This window comes from Streptomyces sp. NPDC102270, from assembly GCF_044766405.1.
In the GTDB taxonomy this organism is placed as follows: Bacteria; Actinomycetota; Actinomycetes; order Streptomycetales; family Streptomycetaceae; genus Streptomyces.
In genome coordinates this window covers 345,685-371,844 of the sequence record NZ_JBIWLX010000004.1, presented here as the reverse complement: position 1 = coordinate 371,844, position 26,160 = coordinate 345,685, and the positions used below count along the sequence as shown (strand labels likewise).

Annotated in this window: 24 protein-coding genes, 1 pseudogene and 1 riboswitch; of the genes and pseudogenes, 13 read left to right on the top strand and 12 right to left on the bottom strand. The window is 70.2% G+C overall.

Annotation, left to right across the window (positions count from 1 at the left end):
* Positions 1–121: 121 nt before the first annotated feature.
* Complete coding sequence (locus ACIRP7_RS09530) at positions 122–1,270, bottom strand: arabinogalactan endo-beta-1,4-galactanase (protein ID WP_403655684.1); 1,149 nt, start codon at positions 1,268–1,270, stop codon at positions 122–124.
* Between the two features lie 380 nt (positions 1,271–1,650).
* Here ACIRP7_RS09530 and ACIRP7_RS09525 point away from each other — a divergent pair, with 380 nt between their 5' ends.
* The 5 genes from ACIRP7_RS09525 to ACIRP7_RS09505 all read left to right on the top strand — a co-directional run bounded on the left by ACIRP7_RS09525 (position 1,651) and on the right by ACIRP7_RS09505 (position 7,018).
* Complete coding sequence (locus ACIRP7_RS09525; protein ID WP_403655682.1) at positions 1,651–2,988, top strand: ABC transporter substrate-binding protein; 1,338 nt, start codon at positions 1,651–1,653, stop codon at positions 2,986–2,988.
* Positions 2,985–3,980, top strand: coding sequence for a sugar ABC transporter permease (locus ACIRP7_RS09520; RefSeq protein ID WP_352390659.1), 996 nt, complete (start codon positions 2,985–2,987; stop codon positions 3,978–3,980). The genes ACIRP7_RS09525 and ACIRP7_RS09520 overlap by 4 nt, the downstream gene beginning before the upstream one ends.
* Entirely contained in the window at positions 3,977–4,840 is an 864-nt protein-coding gene (locus ACIRP7_RS09515; protein ID WP_403655679.1) for a carbohydrate ABC transporter permease, read from the top strand. The genes ACIRP7_RS09520 and ACIRP7_RS09515 overlap by 4 nt, the downstream gene beginning before the upstream one ends.
* A gap of 30 nt (positions 4,841–4,870) precedes the next feature.
* Positions 4,871–5,899: a LacI family DNA-binding transcriptional regulator gene (locus ACIRP7_RS09510; protein WP_403655677.1), complete on the top strand. Its 1,029-nt coding sequence runs from the start codon at positions 4,871–4,873 to the stop codon at positions 5,897–5,899.
* 306 nt (positions 5,900–6,205) lie between these two features.
* Entirely contained in the window at positions 6,206–7,018 is an 813-nt protein-coding gene (locus tag ACIRP7_RS09505) for an HAD family hydrolase (protein ID WP_403655675.1), read from the top strand.
* A gap of 3 nt (positions 7,019–7,021) precedes the next feature.
* On the opposite strand, the gene ACIRP7_RS09500 is transcribed toward ACIRP7_RS09505, so the two are convergent.
* Positions 7,022–7,504 carry a transglycosylase SLT domain-containing protein gene (locus ACIRP7_RS09500; protein WP_403655673.1) on the bottom strand — a complete coding sequence of 161 codons (483 nt, stop codon included), beginning with the start codon at positions 7,502–7,504 and terminating at the stop codon, positions 7,022–7,024.
* A 5-nt stretch (positions 7,505–7,509) separates the two neighbouring features.
* A riboswitch (cyclic di-AMP (ydaO/yuaA leader) is annotated at positions 7,510–7,682 on the bottom strand.
* 524 nt (positions 7,683–8,206) lie between these two features.
* Between ACIRP7_RS09500 and ACIRP7_RS09495 the strand changes: the two genes are divergently transcribed.
* The 4 genes from ACIRP7_RS09495 (at position 8,207) to ACIRP7_RS09480 (ending at position 12,639) form a co-directional block, all read left to right on the top strand.
* Complete coding sequence (locus ACIRP7_RS09495; RefSeq protein ID WP_403655671.1) at positions 8,207–9,217, top strand: polyprenyl synthetase family protein; 1,011 nt, start codon at positions 8,207–8,209, stop codon at positions 9,215–9,217.
* Positions 9,218–9,451: 234 nt separating this feature from the next.
* Positions 9,452–10,690 (top strand): outer membrane lipoprotein carrier protein LolA, encoded by a 1,239-nt coding sequence (locus ACIRP7_RS09490; RefSeq protein ID WP_403655669.1) that lies wholly within the window; start codon positions 9,452–9,454, stop codon positions 10,688–10,690.
* A 34-nt stretch (positions 10,691–10,724) separates the two neighbouring features.
* Entirely contained in the window at positions 10,725–11,723 is a 999-nt protein-coding gene (locus tag ACIRP7_RS09485) for an ABC transporter ATP-binding protein (RefSeq protein ID WP_403655667.1), read from the top strand.
* On the top strand, positions 11,710–12,639 hold the full coding sequence (locus tag ACIRP7_RS09480; protein ID WP_403655665.1) for an ABC transporter permease: 930 nt from the start codon (positions 11,710–11,712) through the stop codon (positions 12,637–12,639). The genes ACIRP7_RS09485 and ACIRP7_RS09480 overlap by 14 nt, the downstream gene beginning before the upstream one ends.
* On the opposite strand, the gene ACIRP7_RS09475 is transcribed toward ACIRP7_RS09480, so the two are convergent.
* From ACIRP7_RS09475 to ACIRP7_RS09465, 3 genes are all read right to left on the bottom strand, one after another.
* Positions 12,629–13,219, bottom strand: coding sequence for a flavodoxin family protein (locus tag ACIRP7_RS09475; protein WP_403655663.1), 591 nt, complete (start codon positions 13,217–13,219; stop codon positions 12,629–12,631). The genes ACIRP7_RS09480 and ACIRP7_RS09475 overlap by 11 nt on opposite strands.
* Before the next feature lie 85 nt (positions 13,220–13,304).
* Complete coding sequence (locus ACIRP7_RS09470; protein WP_403655661.1) at positions 13,305–14,573, bottom strand: amidase; 1,269 nt, start codon at positions 14,571–14,573, stop codon at positions 13,305–13,307.
* Positions 14,570–15,055 carry a DUF6668 family protein gene (locus ACIRP7_RS09465; RefSeq protein WP_403655659.1) on the bottom strand — a complete coding sequence of 162 codons (486 nt, stop codon included), beginning with the start codon at positions 15,053–15,055 and terminating at the stop codon, positions 14,570–14,572. Before ACIRP7_RS09465 ends, ACIRP7_RS09470 begins: the two co-directional genes overlap by 4 nt.
* A 140-nt stretch (positions 15,056–15,195) precedes the next feature.
* Here ACIRP7_RS09465 and ACIRP7_RS09460 point away from each other — a divergent pair, with 140 nt between their 5' ends.
* A complete protein-coding gene (locus ACIRP7_RS09460) occupies positions 15,196–16,677 on the top strand; it encodes a hypothetical protein (protein ID WP_403655657.1) in 1,482 nt (493 codons plus the stop codon).
* A 15-nt stretch (positions 16,678–16,692) separates the two neighbouring features.
* On the opposite strand, the gene ACIRP7_RS09455 is transcribed toward ACIRP7_RS09460, so the two are convergent.
* From ACIRP7_RS09455 to ACIRP7_RS09445, 3 genes are all read right to left on the bottom strand, one after another.
* Complete coding sequence (locus ACIRP7_RS09455; protein ID WP_403655655.1) at positions 16,693–17,643, bottom strand: M28 family metallopeptidase; 951 nt, start codon at positions 17,641–17,643, stop codon at positions 16,693–16,695.
* A 151-nt stretch (positions 17,644–17,794) separates the two neighbouring features.
* Entirely contained in the window at positions 17,795–18,247 is a 453-nt protein-coding gene (locus ACIRP7_RS09450; protein WP_403655654.1) for a VOC family protein, read from the bottom strand.
* A gap of 39 nt (positions 18,248–18,286) precedes the next feature.
* On the bottom strand, positions 18,287–18,718 hold the full coding sequence (locus ACIRP7_RS09445) for a winged helix-turn-helix transcriptional regulator (protein ID WP_403655653.1): 432 nt from the start codon (positions 18,716–18,718) through the stop codon (positions 18,287–18,289).
* On the opposite strand from ACIRP7_RS09445, the pseudogene ACIRP7_RS09440 reads away from it, so the two are divergent.
* A pseudogene (locus ACIRP7_RS09440) lies at positions 18,717–19,871 on the top strand (MFS transporter); the annotation flags it as partial. The gene ACIRP7_RS09445 and the pseudogene ACIRP7_RS09440 sit on opposite strands and share 2 nt — an antisense overlap.
* A 32-nt stretch (positions 19,872–19,903) precedes the next feature.
* Here the strand turns inward: ACIRP7_RS09440 and rarD are convergent.
* A complete protein-coding gene (gene rarD, locus ACIRP7_RS09435; RefSeq protein ID WP_403655969.1) occupies positions 19,904–20,851 on the bottom strand; it encodes an EamA family transporter RarD in 948 nt (315 codons plus the stop codon).
* Positions 20,852–21,036: 185 nt separating this feature from the next.
* Positions 21,037–21,891 carry an SDR family oxidoreductase gene (locus ACIRP7_RS09430; RefSeq protein ID WP_403655651.1) on the bottom strand — a complete coding sequence of 285 codons (855 nt, stop codon included), beginning with the start codon at positions 21,889–21,891 and terminating at the stop codon, positions 21,037–21,039.
* A 91-nt stretch (positions 21,892–21,982) separates the two neighbouring features.
* Here ACIRP7_RS09430 and ACIRP7_RS09425 point away from each other — a divergent pair, with 91 nt between their 5' ends.
* Complete coding sequence (locus tag ACIRP7_RS09425) at positions 21,983–22,408, top strand: winged helix-turn-helix transcriptional regulator (protein ID WP_403655649.1); 426 nt, start codon at positions 21,983–21,985, stop codon at positions 22,406–22,408.
* Between the two features lie 110 nt (positions 22,409–22,518).
* Complete coding sequence (locus tag ACIRP7_RS09420) at positions 22,519–22,728, top strand: hypothetical protein (RefSeq protein ID WP_403655647.1); 210 nt, start codon at positions 22,519–22,521, stop codon at positions 22,726–22,728.
* A 377-nt stretch (positions 22,729–23,105) separates the two neighbouring features.
* Here the strand turns inward: ACIRP7_RS09420 and ACIRP7_RS09415 are convergent, their stop codons facing one another.
* Positions 23,106–24,185 (bottom strand): 2-oxoacid:ferredoxin oxidoreductase subunit beta, encoded by a 1,080-nt coding sequence (locus ACIRP7_RS09415; protein ID WP_403655645.1) that lies wholly within the window; start codon positions 24,183–24,185, stop codon positions 23,106–23,108.
* Positions 24,178–26,106 carry a 2-oxoacid:acceptor oxidoreductase subunit alpha gene (locus ACIRP7_RS09410; RefSeq protein WP_403655643.1) on the bottom strand — a complete coding sequence of 643 codons (1,929 nt, stop codon included), beginning with the start codon at positions 26,104–26,106 and terminating at the stop codon, positions 24,178–24,180. The genes ACIRP7_RS09415 and ACIRP7_RS09410 overlap by 8 nt, the downstream gene beginning before the upstream one ends.
* Positions 26,107–26,160: the final 54 nt, after the last annotated feature.

The window sequence follows — 26,160 nt, the reverse complement described above, 5'->3', positions numbered from 1 at the left end:
GATGGGCGGAATGCGATGGGCGGGATTCGGTGCCGTTCACGATTCCGCCCCCCGGCCCCGGCCACGAGGGAGCTGACTGCCGTATGCGGGGTGTACCGCGCTGCACGCCGGACCCAGCGCGCTAGGACCGATACCGCCCCAGCGTCCGCAACCCCGGCAGCGCCCTGTCCTGGAAGTCGAACAGCGCCAGGTTCTCCCACGCGTTGCCCGAGGACGGGTCCGCCGGGTCCCAGCCGTCGCCCGCGCGGTAGGTCCACAGACCCTCCCAGTAGCAGTAGCCGAGACCCTGCCCGCCCGGCACACCGGCGGCGAGGTCGGCCACCGTGCGCACCCAGGCGGCCTGGCCCTCGGGCGTCGCCGGATAGCCCTCGGTCAGCTGCGAGGGGCTGTTCATGATGTCGTTGACGTCGTCCTCGCTCTCCAGCGTGAACGGGTACGCCGTCTCGGCGATCACGCACGGCTTGCCGTAACGCGCGGTCACGTCGGCCATGTTGGCGGCCGCGTCCGCGATCGGGCCGTGCCAGAAGGGGTAGTAGGAGAGCCCGATGATGTCGAAGTCGACGCCGTACGACACCACGTTGTCGAACCACCAGCGGTACAGCCCGTTGTCGCCGCCGTTCGCCAGGTGCAGGATCGTGCGGACGCGTGGGGTGGTGTCGCGGGCCGCGCTCAGACCGGCCTTGAGGAAGGCGGTCATGTTGTCGAAGTGCTCCCAGTTGCCCTCGGGCCAGATCAGGCCGCCGTTCAACTCGTTGCCGATCTGCACCAGCTGAGCGGGGGTGCCCTGCCGCTTCAGTGCGCCGAGGACGTCCGCCGTGTGGTCGTAGGCCGCCCTGGTCAGGCCCGCCACGTCCAGGCCCGCCCAGGCGGCCGGCTTGGTCTGGTGGGCGGGGTCGGCCCAGCTGTCGGAGTAGTGGAAGTCGATCCAGATGCCGACCCCGGCCCGCTTGAGGCGGCGGGCCAGCGGCAGGATGTGCGCCTTGTTGTTGTAGCCGTCGGCCGGGTTCACCCACACCTTGAGGCGGGCGTGGGTGACGCCGGCCTGCGCCAGGAGGCGCACCGGGTCCTGGCGGTGGCCCTCGGCGGTGCGGTACACGGCGCCGTGGTCCTCGTTCTTCGGCAGTGAGGAGATGTCGATGCCCCGGATCTCCAGCCGGTTCCGGCCGCCCGCCGAAGCGGCGGCGGGCGCCGCCACGGCCGGTGCCGCCCCCAGTACGGGAACGGCCAGCGCGGCCGCTCCGGCAGCGGTGAGAACACTGCGTCTGCGCATCTCAAAGGGTCCTTTCACAGGCGGTCACGGGGTCACCGGCTCTGCGGTGACTTCAGCGGCCGGGGGGAGGCCCGAGGGCGGGCCGGGGGACGGATCGGGGAACGGGGTGAGGGGAGCCGGCGAAACGCCGGACGACCAAGGAAAACCCTCATTTTCTGTGATCGTGCACAGCTCCCCTCACCCCTGTCATCGGCGGGCAACAAGTAGGTAACCCCACGCTCCCGCCATTGACAAGGGGCCGAAACAATTCTCTACTGTGCACGATCACAGAGCCGCGCGGCCCTCGCGCACAGCTTCTCGGTCACGTCCGCAGAACCTCCCCCCACGGCGGTTGCCGCGTACGCGGATGTCCGAGACCGGCTGGTTCCAAGTCAGGGGAGATGAAGATGTCGATCAACCGCCGCCAGATCAGCAGGCGCAGCATCCTTGCCGGGGCCACAGCCCTCGGCCTCACGAGCACCCTCGCCGCCTGCGGCGGTAGCGACGACAAGGACTCCGGCGACAGCAGCGGGCCCGTCAAGCTGACCTACTGGTCGTGGGCGCCGAACATGGAGAAGGTCGCCGCGATCTGGAACAAGAAGAACCCGGACATCACGGTCACCGTGTCCAAGCAGGCCAGCGGTCAGGAGATCCTGTCCAAGCTGATCACCGCGAAGAAGGCTGGCAACGCCCCCGACCTCATGCAGGTCGAGTACCAGTCGCTGCCCACCCTGGTCTCCAACGACGTCCTCGCCGACATCTCCAAGTACGCCGGTGACACCAAGTCCGAGTTCGCCGCGGGCCTGTGGGGCATGGTCACCCTCGGCTCGGACGCGCTCTACGCGATCCCGCAGGACTCCGGTCCGCTGATGTTCTACTACCGCGAGGACCTCTTCAAGAAGCACGGACTGACCGTCCCGAAGACCTGGACGGAGTTCGCCGAGACCGCCCGCGCCGCCAAGAAGGCCGTCCCGGACGCCTACTTGACCACCTTCTCCGCCAACGACCCCGGTCTGTTCGCGGGCCTCGCCCAGCAGGCCGGCGGCAAGTGGTGGACCGTCGACTCGGCCGGCAAGTGGACCGTCGGCATCGACGACGCCGCCACCAAGCAGGTCGCCGAGTTCTGGGGCGGGCTCGTGCAGGAGGGCGTCATCGACAACCAGCCGATGTACACCCCGGCCTGGAACAACGCCCTTAACAAGGGCACCCACCTGGCCTGGGTCTCCGCCGTCTGGGCGCCCGGGGTGCTGGTCTCCTCCGCGCCCGACACCAAGGGCAAGTGGCGCATGGCCCCGCTGCCGCAGTGGAAGTCGGGCGAGAACGTCACCGGCAGCTGGGGCGGTTCCTCCACCGGTGTCTCCACCGACTCCAAGCACGCCGAGGCCGCCGCCAGGTTCGCCACCTGGCTGAACACCGACCCGGAGGCGCTTGCCGCCCTGGTCAAGGAGGTCGCGATCTACCCGGCCGCGACGAAGGGCCAGTCCGGGGACGTCCTGACCACGCCGGAGTTCTTCTCCCACCAGGCGGACTTCTACACGACGGCCGGCGAGATCGCCGCGACCACCGCCGCCGCGGCCTGGGGCCCCAACGTCAACACGGCCTACACCACCTTCCAGGACGCCTTCGGCAAGGCCACCAAGGCGAAGAAGGAGACCCAGTTCGACTCCGCCCTCGCCACCGTGCAGTCGAAGACCTTCGCCGACATGAAGAAGCAGGGCTTCGAGGTGACCGAGGCATGACCAGCGCTCCGCTCAAGGGCTCCGACCTCATCGAGGCCGGGCCCTTGGCGGACGGCACCGGCACCGCCCCGTCCGTCCGCCCCAGCCGCCCCCGCCGCCGTGGCCGCAGCGCACCGTACTGGTTCCTGGTGCCCACCCTGACCCTGTTCGCCGCCTTCACCGTGGTGCCCATCGGGTACGCGATCTGGCTGAGCCTGCACAAGGTCCGGGTCAAGGGCATCGGCCTCGGCAAGGGCGCCCGCGAGCAGGTGTGGAACGGCATCGGCAACTACACCGACGTCCTGAACGACTCCGAGTTCGGCCACAGCGTGCTGCGCGCCTTCGGATACGGCCTCATCGTCATCCCGACCATGCTGGGCCTCGCGCTGCTGTTCGCGCTGATGCTGGACACCCCGAAGGCACGCAGCGCTCCCTTCGCCCGGCTGATGATCTTCCTGCCGTACGCGGTGCCGGGCATCATCGCCGCCCTCATGTGGGGCTTCCTGTACCTGCCGGACGTCAGCCCCTTCTACTACCTGCTGGACAAGTTCGGCCTCCCGCAGCCTGACCTGTTCGACGGCGGCAACCTGTACCTCTCCTTCGCCAACATCGCGGTCTGGGGCGGCACCGGCTTCAACATGATCGTCATCTACACCGCCCTCAGGGCGATCCCGGCGGACATCTACGAGGCGGCCAGGATCGACGGCGCGACCAATCTGAGCATCGCCCTGAAGATCAAGATCCCGATCGTGATGCCCTCCCTGGTGCTCACCTTCTTCTTCTCGGTGATCGCCACCCTCCAGGTCTTCACCGAGCCGATGGCACTCAAGCCGCTCACCAACGGCCTGCCCAGCTCGTGGAGCCCGCTGATGGCCATCTACGACAAGGCCTTCCTCCAGTCCGACATCTACGGCGCCTCCGCCACCGCGGTCGTCCTGGCCCTGGCCACGTTCGTCCTCTCCTTCACCCTGCTGCGCATCTCCGACCGCTACACCCGGGAGGACCGGGCATGACTCCCCTCACCCTCACCGCCAGGCCCAAGGGCGGCCGCACCGCCTGGGTGCCCACGATCGTCCTGATCCTCGGCGCGCTGTACTGCCTGATCCCCATCGCCTGGGTGGTCGTCGCGGCGACCAAGGACCGGTCGGAGCTCTTCTCCACCTTCACCCTCGCCCCCGGCACCGGCCTCTTCCAGAACCTGAGTGACCTCACCGCCTACCGCGACGGCATCTTCTGGCGCTGGATGGCCAACTCGGCCTTCTACGCCGGTCTCGGCGCCCTGCTCTCCGCCGCGGTCTCCGCCGCCGGCGGCTACGCGCTCGGCCGCTACAGCTTCCGCGGCCGTGAGGCGGTCTTCAAGATGATCCTGGCCGGCGTCCTGGTGCCGTCCATCGTGCTGGCCGTACCGCAGTACCTGCTGCTGTCGAAGCTCGGCATGGCCGACTCGTACTGGTCGATGCTGCTGCCGTCGATCCTGTCGCCGTACGGCGTCTACCTGGTCCGCATCTACGCCGCCGCGTCCGTGCCCGCCGAGCTCATGGAGGCCGCCCGCATGGACGGCGCCAGCGAGTGGAGGATCTTCTCGCGGATCGCCGTACCGATGATGATGCCCGGGCTGATCACGGTGTTCCTCTTCCAGTTCGTCGGCATCTGGAACAACTTCCTGCTGCCCTTCGTCATGTTGGCCGACGACGAGAAGTTCCCGATCACTCTCGGCCTGTACACGCTGCTCGCCCAGGGCGCCTCGCAGCCCGCGCTCTACACCCTGGTCATCACCGGATGTCTGCTGGCGATCCTGCCGCTGATCGGGCTCTTCCTGGTGATCCAGCGGTTCTGGTCGCTGGACCTGATGAGCGGCGCGGTCAAGGCCTGAGGCCCCGGACCACTTTCACGAACGAGGAACATGACCACCAGCGCGAACGGACGCCGCAAGCCACCGACCATCCACGACGTGGCCCGGGAGGCGGGCGTCTCGCGGGGCACCGTCTCCCGCTTCCTGAACGGCGGCCACTACGTCTCGCCCGCCGCCCGGCGGGCGGTCGAGGCCGCCGTCAGGAAGACCGGCTACGTGGTCAACCGGCACGCCCGCAGCCTCAGTACGGGCCGGTCGGACTCGGTGGCGTTCCTGCTGACCGAGCCGCAGGAGAAGTTCTTCGAGGACCCCAACTTCAACATCCTGCTGCGCGGTTGCACCGAGCGGCTCGCCCAGCACGACATCCCGCTGCTGCTGATGCTGGCCGAGAGCGACGACGACCGGCGCCGGCTGACCCGGTACATCACCTCGGGTCACGTCGACGGGGTGCTGCTGCTCTCCAACCACAGCGGTGACCCGGTCGCGGCCGAACTGCACCACGCGGGGATCCCGTTGGTGGTCTGCGGCAAGCCGATAGGGCGGGGGACCAAGGTCAGTTACGTGGCCGCCGCCGACCGGGAGGGCGCGCAGGACATGGTCCGCCATCTCCTCGCGGGCGGCCGCCGCCGCATCGGCATGGTCACCGGGCCGCTGGACATGCCGGGCGGCCCCGACCGCCTCGGTGGCTACCGGGATGTCCTCGCCGAGGCGGGCCTGCCCTACGACCCGGCGCTCGTCGTCGAGGGCGACTTCCGGCGCAGCGGCGGTGAACGGGCGGCCCGCCGACTGCTGGCCCAGGCCCCGGACCTGGACGCGGTGTTCGTCGCCTCGGACCTCATGGCCCTCGGGGTCGTGGGCGTCCTTCAGCAGGCCGGGCGTTCGGTCCCGGAGGACATCGCAGTCGGCGGCTTCGACGACTCCCCGGCGGCCACCGCCATCACCCCCGCCCTCACCACCATGCGCCAGCCCTTCGACCGCATCAGCGCCGAGATGGTCCGCATGCTGCTGGCCCAGATCGCGGGCGAGGACACGGCCGGAGTGATCCTCCCCACGGAACTGGTGGTACGGGACTCCGCGTAGCGCTCCGCCGAGGCGCGGTGCGGTGGCGGGCGCCCGCACGACGCAGGTGGGGGCGAGGCGAGGCATGGTGACGCGGCGCACGGCGGCCCGGCCGTTGCGCACCGCTCCCTGTCCAGCCGCCGCGTCAACAGGGCGGAGCCGCAACGGACATGCCCCGGCCCGGCCTGCCCGGTCTCGTGGCGCATACCGGCGGGCCGTCCCGCGCCGCCGCACCCCCGGAACCGGAACTGCCGTCAACGGATGTGAAAGCAGGAGCCGTCCGGTTCGCGTCGAGTCGCGGGGGCCAACCATCCGTATTCTCTGATCATGGCCGCCTCCACCGCATATTCACTCATCGCCACCGACCTGGACGGCACGCTGCTCCGCGCCGACGACACCGTCTCGGACCGGTCGCTGGCCGCGCTCGCGAAGGTGGCGGAGAGTGGAGCCCGGCATCTCGTCGTGACGGGACGGCCGGCGCCCAGAGTGCGGTCCCTGCTCGACGACCTCGGCAGTACGGGGCTCGCGGTGTGCGGACAGGGCGCGCAGGTGTACGACGCCGGCGCGGACCGGCTGCTCTGGTCGGTGACCCTGGACCGGGAGCTGGCCGAGACCGCGCTCGGCAAGATCGAGGCCGAGGTCGGGCAGGTGTACGCGGCCGTGGACCAGGACGGTGTCGAGGGGCTCACGCTCATCGAGCCCGGCTATCTGATGCCCCACCCGACCCTGCCCGCCGTACGGGTGGGCAGGCGCGACGACCTGTGGTGCGAGCCGATCAGCAAGGTGTTGCTGCGCCATCCCTACCTGTCCGACGACGAGTTGGCGGTCACGGCGCGTGCGGTGGTGAGCTCGCTGGCGACGGTCACCATGTCGGGGCCCGGGACCGTCGAACTCCAGCCATGCGGCGTCACCAAGGCGACCGGCCTCGCGCTGGCCGCCCGGCACCTGGGTCTGGGCCCCGAGGTGACGATCGCCTTCGGGGACATGCCCAACGACATCCCCATGTTCGACTGGGCGGCCCGTGGTGTGGCGATGGCCAACGCCCACCCCGAACTCAGGGGCGTGGCCGACGAGGTGACCCTGTCGAACGAGGACGACGGCGTCGCCGTCGTCCTCGAAAGACTGTTCCGTGCGGCGTAGTTCCTAGTACGCGCCAAACACGTTGTCGATGGACCCGTACCGCTGGGCCGCGTAGTTGCAGGCCGCGGTGATGTTGGCCACCGGGTCGTACGGGTCCCACGAGGTGTTGGCCACGTGGTACGCGTTGAAGGTCGGGTCGATCACCTGGAGCAGGCCCTTGGAGGGCGTGCCGGCCACCGCGTTGGAGTCCCAGAGGTTGATGGCGTAGGGGTTGCCGGAGGACTCGCGGATGACGTTGCGGTAGATGCCGTCGTAGGAGCCGGGAATCCCGTGCTCCGCCATGACGGCGAGGGAGGCCCGGATCCAGCCGTCGAGGGTGTTGGAGTAGCCGAGCGTGGTCGCGGTCTGCACGGTCGGGGTGGCCGCGGACGCGGTGGTGGCGCCGATGAGGGGGAGCGCGAGTACGGCGGCCCCGGTGCCGGCGACGGCGAGCTTGCGGACGAGACGGCTGGTGCGGGTACGTCGGTGCTGAGCGGCAGCGGACATGGTGAAGTTCCTCTCCGTCGCCTGCGAGGTGAGCTGTCGGGTTCGGGCGGGAGATGCCCGGCCACGCCTACGAAAGGCGTGACTTCACCCCAAGCCGTGCCGGTATGTCCGAAGACGCCCGGTCCGGCGGTCAACCTGGTTCCCCCGCTCCTGCCATGGTTCTCGGTGGGTGTACGGGCGGTGGCAGGATTCGGCGTCCGCCCGACAGGCCGGGAACGTATGCGAGAGCACATGTCCGGAACAAGTGGCGAATTCACATGAGGTGCCTATTGACCTTGGTAGGAGGCATTTGAGGTACTTGATCCTTTGCGTTCGCCAAGCCTCAACTCGCGCACGGGCAAAGGCGGATCAGTGCATTCCGGTTTCATGCCGGTTCACCAGCACAAGTGGGTCAAGTCACACTGGAGTGCAAGGGGTGCAAAAGGGGCAAGAAGTCTCAACTCATGTTCAACCGGCAGCCCGTGGGATTCGCTGCTCCCGCGCCCGTCCCGCAATGGCGGCCGATTCCGTACAAGTCGGTAGATATTTGTTCTTATCAGATGATCGAAAACATACCGGCCGTGATCCGATACCGCCCGGCATGGACGGGGCGGGCGCTATCGGTGATCCAAAGGTGACCGGATACGCTGACTTGAGTGATGGCAGCGACCTATCGACATTCCGTGTGACCGCCAGTAGACACCAGCAGACAGGAGACCCCTCGTGACCGTCGTCGGGCCGTTCGGGCTGAGCGTGCGGGACCAGGCTCTGGAAGCCGATGTCCAGGCCGGATTGACGGCTGTCGAGGAGGGACTGCTCGAGGCCACCAAGAGCGAGGTCCCCTTCATCACGGAGGCCGCCCAGCACCTGGTGCGAGCGGGCGGAAAGCGGTTTCGGCCGTTGCTCGTGATGCTCGCCGCCCAGTTCGGTGACCCCTATGCGCCGGGCCTGGTGCCGTCCGCCGTAGTGGTGGAGCTGACCCACCTCGCGACCCTTTACCACGACGACGTCATGGACGAGGCCGAGGTCAGGCGGGGCGTCGACAGCGCCAACACCCGCTGGGGCAACTCGGTGGCCGTGCTGACGGGCGACTTCCTGTTCGCGCGCGCCTCGCACATCCTGGCCGACCTCGGGCCCGAGGCGGTCCGGGTGCAGTCGGAGGCGTTCGAGCGCCTGGTCACCGGCCAGATCCTGGAGACGGCCGGGCCGCAGGACGGCCGCGATCCGGTCGAGCACTACCTCGACGTGCTCGGCGGCAAGACGGGCTCCCTGGTCGCGGTCTCGTGCCGCTTCGGGGCCATGATGTCGGGCGCCGACGAGACCGTCGTGGACGTCCTGACCCAGTACGGCGAGCGCCTCGGTGTCGCCTTCCAGCTCGCCGACGACGTGCTGGACATCGCCTCCGACTCCCGCGAGTCCGGCAAGACGCCGGGCACCGACCTGCGCGAGGGCATCCCCACGATGCCCGTGCTGCGGCTGCGGGAGCGGGCCGCCCGGCTCGGCCTTGCCGAGGACATCGCCCTGTGCGAGCTGCTCGACTCCGACCTCACGGACGACGCCCGGCTCGCGGAGGCGCTGGCGGCCCTGCGCACGCACCCCGCGCTGGAGCAGGCCCGCCGGGACACCGTGCGCTACGCGCAGGACGCGCGCGCGGCCCTGGCACCGCTGCGGGAGTGCGACGCGAAGGCGGCGCTGATGGAGCTGTGCGACGCGGTGGTGCATCGAGCGGGCTAGGCCGGCCGCCCGACAGAGCGAACGCCCCCTACGGGTCGGAGGGGGCGTCGGCATGTCGTGTCATACCCCAGGTGTACACGGAGTTGGCTCCGAGGTCTGACGCATTCTCATGGCCGATTTGGTCAGATGGACATCACGGAAAACACCACTCCTCACCGATTCGGGTGAGAATGGCGGCTACGGGTGGATGCATCTGAGTGGACAGCCGCCGCCGACGACGGAGGTAAGGCACATATGGCACCGTACGAATCCGACGACAGCGTGACCGCCGCGGACGCCGAAGAGCTGCGTTCCGCGCGCCGGCGCAAGGCCGCGCGGTACGTCGTACCGGCCACGGTGGTGGGAGTCGCGGCGGCGACCATCGGGCTCGTCCCGGCGCTCGCCGACTCCGGCGACCCCAACCTGCCGAAGATCAGCGCACAGGAACTCATCGAGAAGATCGCCGCGTCGGACGTGCAGCAGCTGTCCGGCACCGTGAAGATCACCACCGATCTCGGTCTGCCGGACCTCGGCGGCCTGGAGAACTCGCTCGGCTCCGCCGCCGGGCCCTCCGGCTCGGGCAACGGCTCGTCCGCCGACCCCACCACCAAGCTCACCGAGCTCGCCTCCGGCACGCACACACTGCGCGTCGCGGCCGACGGCCAGGACAGGCAGAAGGTCTCGCTGCTGGAGAACGCGGCGGAGTACAGCCTCATCCACAACGGCAAGGACGTCTGGGGCTACGACAGCAAGTCCAACTCGGTCTTCCACACCACGGCCTCCGAGAGCGACGGGAAGCAGAAGGAGGAGCTCCCCGCCACCCCCAAGGACCTCGCCCAGGACGCCCTCAAGGCTGCCGACAAGACCACGTCGGTGACGGTGGAGGGCACCGCCCAGGTCGCGGGCCGGGACGCCTACCGACTGGTCATCAAGCCCAAGGACGAAGGCTCCACGGTCGGTCAGATCACCGTGGCCGTGGACGCGAAGACCGGCCTGCCGCTGAAGTTCACGCTGACACCGGCGAGCGGCGGCGCGGCCGTCGTCGACGCGGGCTTCACCCAGGTCAGCTTCGCCAGGCCGGCCGCCTCGACCTTCGACTTCACCCCGCCGAAGGGGGCGAAGGTCGAGGAGGGCGACGCCAAGAAGGCACCCGAGCATCGCGAGGGCCTGCGCAAGGGCCCGGCCGACGACCTCGGCAAGGGTTCCGGCGACCTCGGCAAGGGCGGCCCCGAGGGGCTGAACGTCATCGGGGACGGCTGGGACTCCATAGCCACCTTCGACACCGGCGGCCAGGGCGTCCCGTCCGGCTCCGAGGTCGGCGGTGACGTCGGCGGCTTCCTGGACTCGCTCGGCGACAAGGTCTCCGGCAAGTTCGGTGCGGGCACCGTCTTCAAGACCCGCCTGATCAACGCCCTGATCACCGACGACGGCAAGGTCTACGTCGGCGCGGTCACCAAGGACGCCCTGGTGAAGGCGGCCGACGCGGGGAAGTAGCTCCCCCGCGGAGCACGACGAATCGAGGGAGCCGATGGACCAGCCGTCCGCCACGGAGCCGGACCCGGAGGGGTCGGACGAGGGTGCTTCGGAGGGTGTGGGTGACAGCGCCATCCACACCCGGGCCCTCACCAAGCGCTACCGCGGCGGACAGCTCGCCGTGGACGGTCTCGACCTGACCGTCCCGGCGGGCAGCGTCTTCGGCTTCCTCGGCCCGAACGGCTCGGGCAAGACCACCACCATCCGCATGCTGATGGGCCTCATCGAACCGACCTCCGGCTCGGCGCGCGTCCTCGGCCGGCCCATGCCGCGCGCCTCCCGGACCGTCCTCCCGCACGTCGGCGCGCTCATCGAGGGCCCGGCCCTCTACGGCTTTCTCTCCGGCCGCGACAACCTCGTCCGCTACGACGCCGCCGACCCGACCGCCGACCCGCGCACCCGGAACACGCGCGTGGCGGCCGCCCTGGACCGGGTGGGCCTGGCGGCCGCCGCCGCCAAGAAGGCGAAGGCGTACTCACTGGGCATGAAACAGCGCCTCGGCCTGGCCGCGGCCCTCCTGCAGCCCCGCAGACTCCTGGTCCTGGACGAACCGACCAACGGCCTGGACCCGCAGGGCATGCGCGAGATCCGTTCCCTGGTGCGGGAGCTGGCGTCGGACGGCACCACCGTCTTCCTCTCCTCCCACCTCCTCGACGAGATCGAGCAGGTCTGCACCCACGCGGCGGTGATGGCCCAGGGACGCCTGATCACCCAGGGTTCGGTGGCGGAGCTGGCGGCGGGGGCGAGGGGGAGGCTGGTCGTGACGACGCCGGACGCGGCGGACGCGGCGAGGGTGCTGAAGGAACAGGGCGTCGGTGATGTGGTCGTCGCCGAGGACCGGGTGACATCCGATCCTCCTGATCGCGACCTGGCGGAGATCAACGCGGCACTGGTGGGGGCAGGTGTACGAGTAAGAGGCTTCGCGATGGAACGAGCCTCCCTGGAGGACGCATTCGTGGCGCTGACAGGGGAGGGTTTCGATGTCGCAGGCTGAGGAAATCAAGGGGCCCGGGGCCGAAACATGTGCGGCTCCGCCGCGGGGGCGCGACCGGCCCCCACAAGCCGCAGCCCGCCGTACGACCTTCCGAGCCACCCTCTTCCGCAACGAACTCCACGTCACGTTCCGCCGCTGGCGCACCCTCGCCCTGCTGGCCGTACTCGCAGCGGTTCCCATCCTCGTAGGCATCGCGGTGAAGATCGAGACCGGCGACGGCGACTCGGCCGGCGGTGGTGGCGGAGGCCCCGCGTTCATCTCCCAGATCACCAACAACGGCCTCTTCCTCGTCTTCACCGCCCTCGCCGCGACCCTCCCCTTCTTCCTCCCGATGTCCATCGGCGTCATCGCGGGCGACGCGATCGCGGGCGAGGCCAACGCGGGCACCCTCCGCTATCTGCTGGTCGCCCCGGCGGGCCGCACCCGGCTGCTCCTGACCAAGTACGCGACGGTGATGGCGTTCTGCCTGGTCGCCACCCTCGTGGTCGCCCTCTCGGCGCTGACGGTGGGGGCCATCCTCTTCCCGCTCGGCGACCTGACGACGATCTCCGGCACCCAGATCACCTTCGCCGAGGGCCTGGGAAGAGCCCTGCTGATCGCCCTGGTGGTGGCCGCGTCACTGACCGGCGTGGCGGCCCTCGGCCTGTTCGTGTCGACGCTCACGAACAGCGGCATCGCGGCGATGGCCACGACGGTCGGCCTGCTGATCACGGTCCAGATCCTCGACCAGATACCCCAACTGCACGCTCTGCAGCCGTACTTCTTCTCCCACTACTGGCTGTCCTTCGCCGACCTCATGCGCGAGCCGGTCTACTGGGACGACCTGGTGAAGAACCTCGGCCTCCAGGCGCTGTACGCGGCGGTGTTCGGCTCGGCCGCGTGGGCGAGGTTCATGGCGAAGGACATCACGGCGTGAGCTGCTCGTAGGGAAACCGCGCGAGCGGAGCCTCCTGGTCGAAGAAGGTCTTCGCCCGGGCGAGGGCACCGGTGTCCCGCAGGACGTCACCGGGCTTGCTGCCGTTTCCGAGGAGCACCCCGCCGAAGCGCATCCCCATGTACGCGGCCGAGTTGTTGAGGGTGCCGATCAGCGGGTCGGCGACCTCGAACTCCTCGTGCGCCAGCGCGGTGACACCCCACAGCGTGCGCCCCGCCATGGTCGCCTTGAACTCGACGCCCGGCGTGCGCAGCCAGCCCGACCAGTAGTCGAGGTAGCGCTTGGCGTGCGCGGAGACCGAGTACCAGTACAGCGGAGAGGCGATCACGATGTCCGTCGCCGCGAGCGTCGCGTCGAAGAGCAGTGCCGTGTGGCCGATCGTCGGACGCACATGGTCCGTGTCGTGCCGGAGATCCTCGAAGTCGGGCAGCGGATGCTCCGTGAGGTCGATCCACTGCTGCTCGACATCAGGGGGAAGCTGCTCGGCGGCCCGGCGGGCCAGCAGTTCGGTGTTGCCGTCGCTGCGACTGCTGCCGAGCACGAACAGGAAACGGCGCGTCATGGAGATCTCCCGGCTGATCGGCGTACGGTGAATACTCGCACATGCATTATATGCGTACGCAAGTATCTGTCCAGGGCCCGGGCCCTCAAGTGCGCGCCTGTGCCGCCCGCGCCACCTCCAGCAGCAGCGCCTCGCCGCCGTGCCGGGCCACCAACTGGAGTCCGACCGGGCAGCCGTCCGGGTCCAGTCCGGCCGGGAGGCTGAGGGCCGGGTGCCCGGACAGGTTGAACGCCCAGGTGAGGGCGGTGGAGTGGCGGTCACCGGGGCCTTCGTGGCCGTGCGGCGGGTGGGGGGTCGTGGGCGTCAGCAGCAGGTCGGTGCCGGTGAGGATCCCGTCGAAGAGACGGTCGTTGGCGGCCCGGATCCGGTCGGCCTCCCGCAGATCGGAGCCCGGGGTGCGCAGAGCGAGCCAGGCGGGGGCGGGATCGTGCAGGCGCGGCGGGATGCGGGGCCGGGCGAGCCGTACGACACCGGCGTCGGCCAGCCGCCCGACCGCCGCGCGGGCGATGCGGAGGATCCCGGGGTCCGGGTCGGCGAAGCCGAGGTCGGGGGACCAGACGGCGGTGACGGGAAGAGTGGGGGGCGGCTCGGGCGTGCCGTCTCCATCGCCCTCGCGGGCGTCGCCGTCATTGCCGTGGCCGTGGACGTTGCCGTTTCCGTCGCCGGCGAGCGCGTCCCAGTAGGCGGCCGCGTCACCGGCGTGGCGGACGAGGATGCCGGGGGCGGTGAGGCCGGGGCGCGGAGAGGCGGCTCGGGTGGGGCCGGGAGTGGGGCCGGTCCGGTCCGGGCGGGCGCTCGTCCCGCCGGTGGGGGCGTGGCCGTGGCCGGAGTTCGTGATCTTGAGACCGATCACCCCGCACCATGCCGCCGGGATCCGTACCGACCCGGCCCCGTCGCTCCCCGTCGCCATCGGGACGAGTCCCGCGGCCACCGCGGCCGCGGAGCCCGCCGAGGAGCCGCCCGGGGTGCGGTCGGCGCGCCAGGGGTTGACGGTACGGCCGTGGGCGCCGAGTCCCCAGGTCTGCCAGGGAGTTCCGGGACCGGGCACGGAGGTCGCGCCGACGGGCACGCACCCGGCCGCGAGAAGCGGTGCCGCACCGCGCAGCCCGTGCCGCCCCTTCACCCCGATCGGCACCCCGGCGAGCGGCAGCCGCTCACCCGCGTCGACGCGCAGGTCGATCTCGCGTGCCCGCCGCAGCCCCTCCTCCTCCCACACCTCGGCGAACGCGCACAGCTCGGGATCCACCCGCCGGATCCGCTCCAGCGCGCAGGCGACGACGTCGACCGCCCGCAGCGAGCGCGAACGTACCGCCGCCGCCAGGTCGGTGGCGGAGAGGGAGGCGGTGGCCGTCATGGGTTGGTGGCGGTGGCCCGGGTGAGCCGGGCCAGTGCCCCGGTGGAGCGCGGGGGCGTCCCGTTCAGGTCGCCGAGGCGCCACGCGGGGACCCAGGGCACGCGGTACACGTCGACCGCGGCCTCGATCTCCTTGGCCTGCTGGGCGAGCGGGCGCGGGAGCCGTCCGGGAGCGTCCGCGACGAGGACGACGGCGTCGAGGTCGAGCCCCGGCGGGTGCTCCGCGCGCCGGAACAACTCCAGGGTGCGGCGGGCGGCGAGCAGGCCCGCGGCGTGCGTACGGGCGACGAGCAGGACGGAGGTGGGGTCACCGGGGCCTGGCCAGTCACGTCCGCTGTCGTGACCGCCGTAGACGGCGGCCAGGGTGGAGACGCCGGCACCGCCGTGCGTGCCGACCCACGCGAACCGCCTCCCGGTCGGGGCCACCGGCCCGCGGATCCAGATCTCCGGCCCCTGCTGCACGCTCTCCGCCTCTCGCCGCACGTCAGTTCACCTGACCGCGCTTGGATCCTGTCATCCCGCCCGCCCCGCCCCTTCGGAACAGGCCTGTGACATCACGGTGACGTGAGAACCGGGGGCGAGCGGAGAGACTCGACAGTACGTGCACGACCGTGAGGGATGAGATGTCTCGACTCAGCCGCGACAAGAAGCGGGACCAGCAGCGGGGGGCCACCCCGATCGATGTCCGCGTCCCCCTGACGGGTGAGTCCGCGACGGTGGCCGGAACACAGGTCACCGCGCCGCCCGGCGAGGAACTCCACCAGACCGTCCTGACCCACCTCCACCACCTCGCCCTCGCCGACGGCCACGCCGTCCACGCCACGATCCATGATGCCCGCATCGGTTACGTGGTCCCCCTGGAAGTCGCGACGGACGGCGCCAGCCGCTTCACGGCGGAGCCGGTAAGGATGCCGCTTGCCGTGCCCCAGGGCCCGGCGGAGACGCCCTGGCCGTCCCCGGCTCCCGCGACCGAGGACCCGGCGGAGACGTCCTGGCCGTCCCCGGCTCCCGCACACGAACAGGACGGCCCCGACCCGGCCCCCACCTTCCGGATGCGGAACCTGCCCGAGTCGCGGCCGACGGACGCCGAACCGTTCCCGACCCAGGTCCTACGACAGCTGCCGGACCCTCAGGCCACCGGCTCGGCTCCGCACCCCGGGACGGCCCTGCCCCCGACGGGCCAGTTCGGCCCGCCCCCCGTGATGGACACCGGCCCGGCCTCCGCCCCGGCCCCACTGTCTCCGACCGACCCCGCCTACACACCCAGCCCTCTGCCCCGGACGCCGGCTCCGCCGCAGTCCGGTCCCGCTCGTCCCCCCGTCGCGCCGCCGTCCGGTCCGGTCCGTACCCCCGCCTGGGCGAAGCCCGGCCCGGCCGACACCCCCGGCCCACCACCGTCCGACACCGCTGTCCCGACCACCCGACCTCAGCCCGGCCCCGTTCCCGAACCCCTGCCCCTCCCGACGGCCGGCTTCGCCGCCGTCGTGCCTCGGCCGCTTCCGTCGGTCTCGCCCGCTCCCCGGGCCGCCGCCCCCCTCATGGACCCGGTCCCCCTCCTGGACGATCCCGGTCCCCGGCCGACGCCCGTGCGAGGGTTCGACGCCGTGGCCGAAGCCGTCATGGGGGAGGGGCTGGTGGTCGACGAGGGCGCGGTGCTCGCGGAGCCGGTCGGACGGATCAGCGAGGCCGTGCGCGAGGGACGGACTGATGTGGCCGCCGAGTTGGCTGAGCGCGTTGTCGGCGAGGCGTCGCAGACCCTGGGCGCCGAGCATCCCGATGTGCTGCGGGTACGTGAACTCGCCGCGTACATCGCCTACTTGGGCGGCGAGCCCGTCCAGGCCGCGGAGATCTCCCTCGACCTGGCCGGCATCCACCACCGCGCCGGAGACGCCGAGGCGGCCTACGGCAACGTACAGAGCGCGGCCACCGCGTGGAAGGCCGTACGGGATCCGCTGCGGGGCCTGGAGCTCGGCCGCGACCTGCTCACTCTGTGGACGGACCTGGCCGCCGGGGAGGGCCCGGCGGCCGAGGACCCCGACAAGCTGGAGTCGGCCCGCACCCGGATGCTCCGCCTCGCGGAACGCGCCCGGAAGGCCGACCAGTAGCCCGGAGGAGGGCCGTTACCGCGACAGCTCCCACACCGCGTACGCCACCGCGTCGCTGTTGCGGTCCAGGGCCGTGTCGTCGATGTTGGCCGCGGTGTCGCACGAGGAGTGGTAGCAGCGGTCGAAGGCCAGCCCCGAGGTACCGCCCCACTTGGCCGCCTGCGCCGCCGTCTTGACGTAGTCGGCGCCGCTGAACAGCCCGCCCACCGGCACGCCCGCGTTCTTGAACGGCGCGTGGTCGGAGCGGCCGTCGCCCTCGGTCTCGATCTCGGTTGGGACGCCGAGGCCGGCGTAGTACGCCTTGAATGTCTTCTCGATCGCCGGGTCGTCGTCGTAGACGAAGTAGCCGGGGTTCGGCGAGCCGATCATGTCGAAGTTGAGGTAGCCGCTGATCCGCGAACGGTCCGTGGTGGACAGGCGGTTGACGTAGTAGCGGGAGCCGACCATGCCCAGCTCCTCCGCGCCCCACCAGGCGAATCTCAGATGCTTGGTGGGCTGGTAGCCGGCCCGGGCCACGGCGAGCGCGGTCTCCAGGACGGCCGCCGAACCGGAGCCGTTGTCGTTGATGCCCGCGCCCGCCGTCACGCTGTCGAGGTGCGAGCCGGACATGACCACCTGGCTGGTGTCACCGCCCGGCCAGTCCGCGATCAGGTTGTAGCCGGTGCGGCTGGAAGAGGTGAACTGCTGGACCGTCGTGGTGAATCCGGCGGCGTCCAGCTTGGCCTTCACATAGTCGAGCGAGGCCTTGTAGCCGGCGCGGCCGTGCGCGCGGTTGCCGCCGTTGGCGGTGGCGATGGACTGGAGCTGGGTCAGATGAGCCTTCACGTTGGCCACCGGGATGTCCGGGGCCGCGGCCACCGCGGGCTGTCCCGCGGGGGCCGCGCCGGCTATGGATCCGCCGGCCAGGAGGGAGACGGTGGCGACGACGGCGGTGGCCGTGACGCGTCCGGGAACCGAGAGCTTCATGTGGGGGGCTCCGAATTCCGTGGGAATCCCTGAACTCACAGGGATTCCACAGCGAATGGGTGCCTGGATGGTGAAGCTGAGGTTGACTCTCCGTCAAGGGCGGAATCCGGTCAGGGCCGTTCGCATAACGGACGCCACGGCTCTCACGGTCTCATTGCACGCAGAACTCATTGCCCTCCGGATCCGCCATCACCACCCACTCACCGCCCCGCTCCCGCACCTCGCGCAGCACACGCGCCCCGAGCCCCGTCAGCCGCTCCACCTCGGCCGAGCGGCTGCCCTCCCCGGGGTGCAGATCCAGATGGAGCCGGTTCTTGACGGTCTTCGGCTCCGGTACCCGCTGGAAGAGCAGCCGCCGCCCCAGACCGGTGCCGCTGTCCTTGTCGTACGGGTCGTCCGGATGCCGTACGGCGACCAGATCCCGGAAGGCCAGACGGCCGTGGTACTCGACGGTGCCCTCGCGCGGCAGGGCACCGAGCTCCAGCAGCCGCTGGATCAGGGCGTCGTTGTCCTCGGTCGTGTACTGCAGTGCGGCGGCCCAGAAGTCGGCCTGGGCGTGCGGGTCCTCGGCGTCGATCACGACTTTCCAGTGCACGGGTGTCATGCCGTCACTTATAGCGGTGCGCACTGACAGCGGCCCCGCTCACACCGCCTCGGCCGCCCGGGTGTCGTACGCCGACCGTGCCGCCGCGATCTCCTCCTGGTGCGCCTCGGTCCAGGTCACCAGGGAGCGGATCGTCGCGTGCAGGGTGCCGCCGAGCGGAGTCAGTTCGTACTCCACCCGGGGCGGTACGACCGGGTGGACCGTCCGCTTCACCAGTCCGTCCCGCTCCAGCGAGCGCAGGGTCACCGTCAGCATCCGCTGGCTGACCCCGTCGATCTCCCGGCGCAGTTCGGTGAAGCGCAGGCGCCGGTTCTCCAGCAGGGCGATGACGAGCAGGGACCACTTGTCGGCGACCCGGTCGAGGATCTGCCGTACCTGGCAGTCCTCGCGGGTGGCCCACTGGAAGGGATCGGTGTCGCCGTGGTCGGTGCCCGCGCGGTTACTCGGTGACTTCGAAGTGCCTTCTTCCATGTCCGTCGATGCTGCCCGAGGCTGGGGGTGGTTACAAGAGGGAACTGACCCTCGATCCGGTAACTCCCCCCTACCCTCAGCACGTAGGCGCTCTCCCCCAGCTCTCAACTTCGTTCGAGCCGGGAGGTACCCCCATCCCAGGCCGCGGTGTCGGTCGCGAGCCCCAGGTCGGACCGGATCGACGGGATCGGTCTTCCTCGCCTTCTCCGGCCTCGGCGGTCTCGCGACCGAGGGCTGGATGCTGGTCGTCGCCCGCTTCGTCACCGGTGTCTCCGCCGCCTTCATGACCCCGGCCGCGCTGTCCCTGATCACCACGTCCTACCCGGAGGGCCCGCAGCGCAACAAGGCCCTGCTGGTCTTCGCCGGCACCGGCGCCGGCGGCTTCTCGCTCGGCCTGGTGATCGGCGGCCTGCTCACCGCGCTGGGCTGGCGCTGGGTGTTCTTCGCGCCGGTGCTGATGGCAGGCGCCCTGCTCCTTCCGGCCTTCCGGCTGATCCCGCGCCCGGTGACCGCGCCCCCGACCGGACACGGCTTCGACCTCCCCGGCACCCTCACCGCCGCCGGCGCCATGCTGCTGGCCGCCTACACCGTCGTACGCCTGGAACACGGTCTGGACGCGTGGCGGTCGACGGCTGCGTCCGTCCTCGGGGCGTTGCTGCTCGGGGCCGCCTTCGTCGCCGTGGAACGCCGGGCCGCGCATCCGCTGGTGCGGCTGGGGCTCCTGCGCACGGGCCCGGTCGTGCGGGCCGACCTCGGGGCGCTGCTGTTCGTCGGGGCCTTCTTCGGCTTCCAGTTCGTGGTGACGCTCTATCTCCAGGAACTGCGCGGCCGGTCCTCGGTGCAGACCGCGATCGCCCTGGTGATCATGGGCTGCGGCGCGGTCCTCGCGCCCACCCTCACCCCGCGGCTCGTCGCCCGCTTCGGCAACGCGCGCGTGATCGTCGGCGGCTTCCTGCTGGCGGTGCTCGCCTACGGCCTCTTCCTGCCGGTCGGCATGGACTGGCCCTACCTGGCGATGCTGCCGACGCTGTTCATCGCGGGCACCGCCTTCGCGCTGGCGTACGGGCCGCTGACGATCGCGGCGACGGACGGGGTCGCCGAGTCGGAGCAGGGCCTGGCGGGCGGGCTGCTGCACACGGCGACCCAGTTCGGCTCGGCGATCGGGATCTCGGCGGTGACGGCCGTCTACGGCCTGGCGGCGGGCGAGGCCGGCGGCTCCGGTGCCGAGGCCAGGCTCTCCGCCTTCCGTGCGGCGCTGACCGTGCCCGTGGTCATGGTGGTGCTGGGCCTCGTGATCTCCCTCCTGAGCGTCCGCGCGGTGCGCAGGGCGTCCCAGGTGAGCAGCGTCAACGCCAGCCAGACCAGCGCGAACCCGGCCCAGCGCTCCGGCGGCATGGCCTCGTGGAAGTAGAAGATGCCGAGCAGGAACTGGAAGACCGGGGCCATGTACTGGAGCAGTCCCAGCGTGGACAGGGGCACGCGGATCGCCGCCGCGCCGAAGCAGACCAGGGGGAGCGCGGTGACGATGCCGGTCGAGGCGAGCAGCGCCGCGTGCCCCGGGCCCTCGGAGGCGAAGCTGAGGTCGTCCCGCGAGCTCAGCCACAGCAGGTATCCGAGCGCGGGCAGGAACTGGATCGCGGTCTCGGCGGCCAGCGACTCGACCCCGCCGAGGTTCACCTTCTTCTTGACCAGGCCGTACGTGGCGAAGGAGAAGGCGAGCGTGAGGGAGATCCACGGCGGCCGGCCGTATCCGACGGTGAGGACGAGCACCGCGGCGGTCCCGATCCCGACAGCCGCCCACTGCACGCGCCGCAGCCGCTCCTTGAGCAGCAGCACACCCATCGCGATGGTGACGAGCGGGTTGATGAAGTACCCGAGCGAGGCCTCGACCACGTGACCGCTGTTGACGGCCCAGATGTAGACGCCCCAGTTCACGGTGATGACGGCGGCGGCCACGGTGACCAGCGCCAGCTTCCGGGGCTGGCGCAGCAGCTCACCGGCCCACGCCCAGCGCCGTACGACGAGGAGCGCGACGGCCACGAAGACGAGCGACCACACCATCCGGTGGGCGAGGATCTCGGCGGCGCCGGCGGGCTTGAGCAACGGCCAGAACAGGGGCACGAGCCCCCACATCCCGTACGCGGCGAAGCCGTTCAGCAGACCTATGTGCCGCTCGCCCCTCGACTTCACGGACTCTCCTCCTCGCACCGTCCTCGCCTGCACGAAGGTAACGCCGAGCACCCCCGGCTGTCATGCCCGTATCGCTATACGGTCATGACAGCCGGGGGTGGAGCGCCCAAGGGTCCGCTGGGGGAGTGTCAGCCCTTGAGCGCGGCCTCGATCGACGCGGCGATCGGGGTGGCCGGACGGCCGGTCAGCCGGGCCAGGTCGCCGGAGGTGACGACCAGCTCGCCCTTCTCGATGGAGGCGTCGACGCCGGCGAGGGTCGCGGCGAAGGGGGCGGGCAGCCCGGCACCGGTCAGGATCCCGATGTAGTCGTCGACGGACACGGCGTTGTAGACGATCTCCTTGCCGGTCTGCCGGCTCAGCTCGGCCGCGTACTCGGCGAAGCCCCAGGGCTCGTCGCCACCGAGCTCGTATGTCGTGTTCTCGTGCCCCTCGCCGGTCAGCACGGCCACGGCGGCGGCCGCGTAGTCGGCGCGCGAGGCGGTGGAGACACGGCCGTCACCGGCGGCCTGGACGACCGCGTTGTACTCCAGGACGGGGGCGAGGTTCTCGGTGTAGTTCTCGTTGTACCAGCCGTTGCGCAGCAGCGAGTAAGGCAGGCCGGAGGCGAGCAGGGCCTCTTCGGTGGCCCGGTGGTCGTCGGCGAGCGCGGCGGTCAGGGTGCCGGGTGCGCTGGTGTAGGCGAGGAGCGCGACGCCCGCGGCCTTGGCGGCGTCGATGACGACCTGGTGCTGGGCGGGGCGACCCTTGTCGAACTCGTTGCCGGAGATCAGCAGCACCTTGTCGCCGGCCGCGAAGACCTTGTCGAAGGTCTCGGGGCTGTTGTAGTCGGCGACCGCTATCTTCACGCCCTTCGCCGCGAAGTCGGCGGCCTTCTCCGGGGTGCGGACGACGGCGGTGACCTGCTCGGCCGGAACCTTCTCGAGCAGCTGCTCGACGACGTGACGGCCGAGGTTTCCGGTGGCTCCGGTGACGACGATGCTCATGATGTGCGATCTCCTTGTGGGGTGCGGTGACACTAACCATAGGTGAAGCGCTAACTCTTGGAAAGTACCCACTTTGGAGTAAGGTACTGGCATGGCAGTAAGTGCAGCGAGCCCCTTGATCTCCGACGGCGAGGCGATGTGCCCCCACCGCCTCGTCCTGGAACACGTGACGAGCCGCTGGGGCGTCCTGGTCCTGATCCAGCTCCTGGACCGCCCGCACCGCTTCAGCGAACTCCGCCGGGCGATCGGCCGGGTGAGCGAGAAGATGCTGACCCAGACCCTCCAGACCCTGGAACGCGACGGCCTGGTCCACCGCGACGCCAAGCCGGTGATCCCACCACGAGTCGACTACTCCCTGACCGACCTCGGCCGCGAGGCGGCGGAACAGGTGAGGGGGCTGGCGGAGTGGACCGCGAAGCGGATGTCGGCGGTGCAGGAGGCGCGGGAGGAGTATGACGCGGCGAAGAACCGAGCTTCAGCGCCCCCTTTTCGCTGCGCGAGCCTGCTTGCACCCTGATGGTCGGATGTGTTGTCGCTCAGCCGACCAGGGGTGGTGGCATGAGGGTGCCCCATCAGGACGAAGTGGCAGGGGAGTCAATTCGACACAGCGCTGAGCAGTGCGATCGTGTGGCGGACGGACTGAACAGGATCGCCGACGAGTTGCACCGGGCGAACGAGATCCGGCCGCACAGCCTTTTCCTCGCGCAACTGACCCGCGCCATCGACGATCCGATGCTGGCCGAGACGCTGAGCGGCCGGCCCGATCTACCCGTCGACAAGTGTCGGCAACTGCCGAACGCCAACGCACAGTATGGGCTCATTTTGCTGGCCCGGTGATGCGGACCAACACCGTTTTCGTGGAGTGCTGGAAACGGACCGCCTGGGCCCGCAGGAGTCTGCCCCCCGAGTCCTTCGAGGCTCGGGTGGGCAGGGCAGTCGACGCCATCATGGAGGAGCGGCTGGAAGACGAGACCACGTTGTACGACGAGTTCCTGCCCGGCCGGATTGTCCGACGTCCAGGCGATCCACCCTGTCGGAGAGGCAGTACGAGCGGCGCAACCTGCCCGGACCTCTTCGAACTCAGCGACGGCAGTTTCGCCGTCATCGGCGCCGACGCGAGACCCTCATTCGCGCCAAGAGGGACATCCCTGACTGCTGATGTGCGCAGGTCCTGGATGCCATACGACATCCAGGACCGGCACGCGGGACGGGCGTCAGCCCACGACCGTCCAGGTGTCACCCCCGGCCAGCAACGCCCCCAGATCTCCCTTGCCGTTCTGCTCGATCGCCGAATCCAGCTGATCCGACATCTGCGTGTCGTACACCGGCCGATCCACCGAGCGCAGCACCCCGATCGGGGTGTGGTGGAGCGTGTCCGGGTCGGCCAGGCGGGACAGGGCGAAGGCCGTCGTCGGGGACGACGCGTGCGCGTCGTGGACGAGGATCTGCGCCTCGTTCGACGCGGTCACCGGCACCACCTTCAGGTCACCCGTCGCCGCATCCCGGACCACGCCCTTGGACAGGTCGGCGCCGAAGCGGATCGGCTGACCGTGTTCCAGCCGGATCACCGCCTCCTCGGCCTGCTGCTTGTCCTTCAACGCCTCGAACGCGCCGTCGTTGAAGATGTTGCAGTTCTGGTAGATCTCGATCAGCGCGGTGCCGGGGTGGGCCGCCGCCTGCCGCAGCACCGAGGTGAGGTGCTTGCGGTCCGAGTCCACCGTCCGCGCCACGAAGGACGCCTCCGCGCCGATGGCCAGGGACACCGGGTTGAAGGGGGCGTCCAGCGACCCCATCGGCGTCGACTTCGTGATCTTGCCGACCTCGGAGGTGGGGGAGTACTGGCCCTTCGTCAGGCCGTAGATCCGGTTGTTGAACAGCAGGATCTTCAGGTTCACGTTCCGCCGCAGGGCGTGGATCAGGTGGTTGCCGCCGATGGACAGCGCGTCGCCGTCGCCGGTGACGACCCACACGCTCAGGTCCCGCCTGCTCGCGGCCAGCCCCGTCGCGATCGCCGGCGCCCGCCCGTGGATGGAGTGCATGCCGTACGTGTTCATGTAGTACGGGAACCGCGACGAGCAGCCGATGCCCGAGACGAAGACGATGTTCTCCTTGGCCAGCCCCAGCTCCGGCATGAAGCCCTGGACCGCCGCGAGGATCGCGTAGTCACCGCAGCCGGGGCACCAGCGGACTTCCTGGTCGCTCTTGAAGTCCTTCATGCTCTGGCGGGCCTCGGCCTTGGGGACGAGCGAGAGTGCCTCGATCGTGCCCGTGCCTTCCGTGGACGTCTCAGCCATCGATGGCCTCCTTGAGAGCCGTGGCGAGCTGTTCGGCCTTGAACGGCATACCGTTGACCTGGTTGTAGCTGTGCGCGTCGACCAGGTACTTCGCCCGGACCAGGGTGGCGAGCTGCCCGAGGTTCATCTCGGGGATGACGACCTTGTCGTATGCCTTCAGCACCGCGCCCAGGTTGCGCGGGAAAGGGTTGAGGTGGCGCAGGTGTGCCTGCGCGATCGACTCGCCGGCCGTCCGCAGGCGCCGTACCGCCGCCGTGATGGGGCCGTACGTCGATCCCCAGCCCAGCACCAGCGTGCGTGCCTCGTGCGGATCGTCCACGTCCAGATCCGGTACGTCGATCCCGTCGATCTTGGCCTGGCGGATGCGGACCATGAAGTCGTGGTTGGCCGGGGCGTAGGAGATGTTGCCCGACCCGTCCTCCTTCTCGATCCCGCCGATGCGGTGTTCGAGGCCCGGCGTACCGGGAACCGCCCAGGGGCGGGCGAGGGTCTGCGGGTCGCGCTTGTACGGCCAGAAGACCTCGGTGCCGTCGTCCAGGGTGTGGTTCGGCCCCTGCGCGAACTGCACGGTCAGGTCCGGGAGTTCGTCCAGCTCCGGGATCCGCCAGGGCTCCGAGCCGTTGGCCAGGTAGCCGTCCGACAGCAGCATCACCGGTGTGCGGTACGTCAGCGCGATCCGGGCCGCCTCCAGCGCCGCGTCGAAGCAGTCGGCCGGCGTGCAGGGGGCGACGATCGGCACCGGCGCCTCGCCGTTGCGCCCGAACATCGCCTGCAGCAGGTCCGCCTGCTCGGTCTTGGTCGGCAGACCGGTGGACGGGCCGCCTCTCTGGATGTCGATGACGAGAAGCGGCAGCTCCAGGGAGACCGCAAGCCCGATCGTCTCCGACTTCAGGGCCACGCCCGGACCGGAGGTCGTCGTCACCGCGAGCGAGCCGCCGAAGGCCGCGCCCAGGGCAGCGCCGATGCCCGCGATCTCGTCCTCGGCCTGGAAGGTCCGTACGCCGAAGTTCTTGTGCTTGCTCAGCTCGTGCAGGATGTCCGAGGCCGGGGTGATCGGGTACGAGCCCAGGAACAGCGGCAGGTCCGCCTGGCGGGACGCGGCGACCAGCCCGTAGGACAGGGCGAGGTTCCCGGAGATGTTGCGGTACGTGCCGACCGGGAAGGCTTTCGTGGCCGGCGCGATCTCGTAGGAGACGGCGAAGTCCTCGGTCGTCTCGCCGAAGTTCCAGCCGGCCCGGTACGCCGCCAGGTTCGCCTCGGCGATCTCCGGCTTCTTCGCGAACTTCGTGCGCAGGAACTTCTCCGTGCCCTCGGTGGGCCGGTGGTACATCCACGACAAGAGGCCGAGCGCGAACATGTTCTTGCTGCGCTCGGCCTCCTTGCGACTGAGGTCGAAATCCTTGAGGGCCTCGACGGTCAGCGTGGTCAGGGGGACCGGATGAAGGCTGTACCCGTCGAGCGAGCCATCCTCCAGCGGCGAGGCCGCGTACCCCACTTTCTGCATCGCCCGTTTGGTGAACTCGTCCGTGTTGACGATGATCTCCGCGCCGCGCGGCAGATCGGCGATATTGGCCTTGAGCGCGGCCGGGTTCATGGCCACGAGCACGTTGGGCGCGTCACCCGGCGTGAGGATGTCGTGGTCGGCGAAGTGCAGCTGGAAGGACGAGACACCCGGCAGGGTTCCGGCAGGGGCCCGGATCTCGGCGGGGAAGTTGGGAAGGGTGGACAGGTCGTTGCCGAAGGACGCGGTCTCCGAGGTGAAACGGTCCCCGGTGAGCTGCATCCCGTCACCGGAGTCGCCCGCGAAACGAATGATCACCCGGTCGAGGCGGCGGACGTCCTTCACGCCGGCCTCTTTGCGCTGCTCTCCCACGACGGCTTCGTCGGCCTGCTCCGCTGGGCTGCTGACCTGACTGGTCACTGAACTGGACCTCCCTCTGGGCGGCTGTTCGGGAGCGGCCTTCCCGCAGGCCTT

Excerpts from the sequence above, each read along its gene's own strand:
- ACIRP7_RS09530 (WP_403655684.1), bottom strand. The coding sequence starts at position 1,270 with ATGCGCAGACGCAGTGTTCTCACCGCTGCCGGAGCGGCCGCGCTGGCC.
- ACIRP7_RS09525 (WP_403655682.1), top strand. The coding sequence starts at position 1,651 with ATGAAGATGTCGATCAACCGCCGCCAGATCAGCAGGCGCAGCATCCTT.
- ACIRP7_RS09520 (WP_352390659.1), top strand. The coding sequence starts at position 2,985 with ATGACCAGCGCTCCGCTCAAGGGCTCCGACCTCATCGAGGCCGGGCCC.
- ACIRP7_RS09515 (WP_403655679.1), top strand. The coding sequence starts at position 3,977 with ATGACTCCCCTCACCCTCACCGCCAGGCCCAAGGGCGGCCGCACCGCC.
- ACIRP7_RS09510 (WP_403655677.1), top strand. The coding sequence starts at position 4,871 with ATGACCACCAGCGCGAACGGACGCCGCAAGCCACCGACCATCCACGAC.
- ACIRP7_RS09505 (WP_403655675.1), top strand. The coding sequence starts at position 6,206 with ATGGCCGCCTCCACCGCATATTCACTCATCGCCACCGACCTGGACGGC.
- ACIRP7_RS09500 (WP_403655673.1), bottom strand. The coding sequence starts at position 7,504 with ATGTCCGCTGCCGCTCAGCACCGACGTACCCGCACCAGCCGTCTCGTC.
- ACIRP7_RS09490 (WP_403655669.1), top strand. The coding sequence starts at position 9,452 with ATGGCACCGTACGAATCCGACGACAGCGTGACCGCCGCGGACGCCGAA.
- ACIRP7_RS09485 (WP_403655667.1), top strand. The coding sequence starts at position 10,725 with ATGGACCAGCCGTCCGCCACGGAGCCGGACCCGGAGGGGTCGGACGAG.
- ACIRP7_RS09480 (WP_403655665.1), top strand. The coding sequence starts at position 11,710 with ATGTCGCAGGCTGAGGAAATCAAGGGGCCCGGGGCCGAAACATGTGCG.
- ACIRP7_RS09475 (WP_403655663.1), bottom strand. The coding sequence starts at position 13,219 with ATGACGCGCCGTTTCCTGTTCGTGCTCGGCAGCAGTCGCAGCGACGGC.
- ACIRP7_RS09470 (WP_403655661.1), bottom strand. The coding sequence starts at position 14,573 with ATGACGGCCACCGCCTCCCTCTCCGCCACCGACCTGGCGGCGGCGGTA.
- ACIRP7_RS09460 (WP_403655657.1), top strand. The coding sequence starts at position 15,196 with ATGTCTCGACTCAGCCGCGACAAGAAGCGGGACCAGCAGCGGGGGGCC.
- ACIRP7_RS09455 (WP_403655655.1), bottom strand. The coding sequence starts at position 17,643 with ATGAAGCTCTCGGTTCCCGGACGCGTCACGGCCACCGCCGTCGTCGCC.
- ACIRP7_RS09450 (WP_403655654.1), bottom strand. The coding sequence starts at position 18,247 with ATGACACCCGTGCACTGGAAAGTCGTGATCGACGCCGAGGACCCGCAC.
- ACIRP7_RS09445 (WP_403655653.1), bottom strand. The coding sequence starts at position 18,718 with ATGGAAGAAGGCACTTCGAAGTCACCGAGTAACCGCGCGGGCACCGAC.
- rarD (WP_403655969.1), bottom strand. The coding sequence starts at position 20,851 with ATGTGGGGGCTCGTGCCCCTGTTCTGGCCGTTGCTCAAGCCCGCCGGC.
- ACIRP7_RS09430 (WP_403655651.1), bottom strand. The coding sequence starts at position 21,891 with ATGAGCATCGTCGTCACCGGAGCCACCGGAAACCTCGGCCGTCACGTC.
- ACIRP7_RS09425 (WP_403655649.1), top strand. The coding sequence starts at position 21,983 with ATGGCAGTAAGTGCAGCGAGCCCCTTGATCTCCGACGGCGAGGCGATG.
- ACIRP7_RS09415 (WP_403655645.1), bottom strand. The coding sequence starts at position 24,185 with ATGGCTGAGACGTCCACGGAAGGCACGGGCACGATCGAGGCACTCTCG.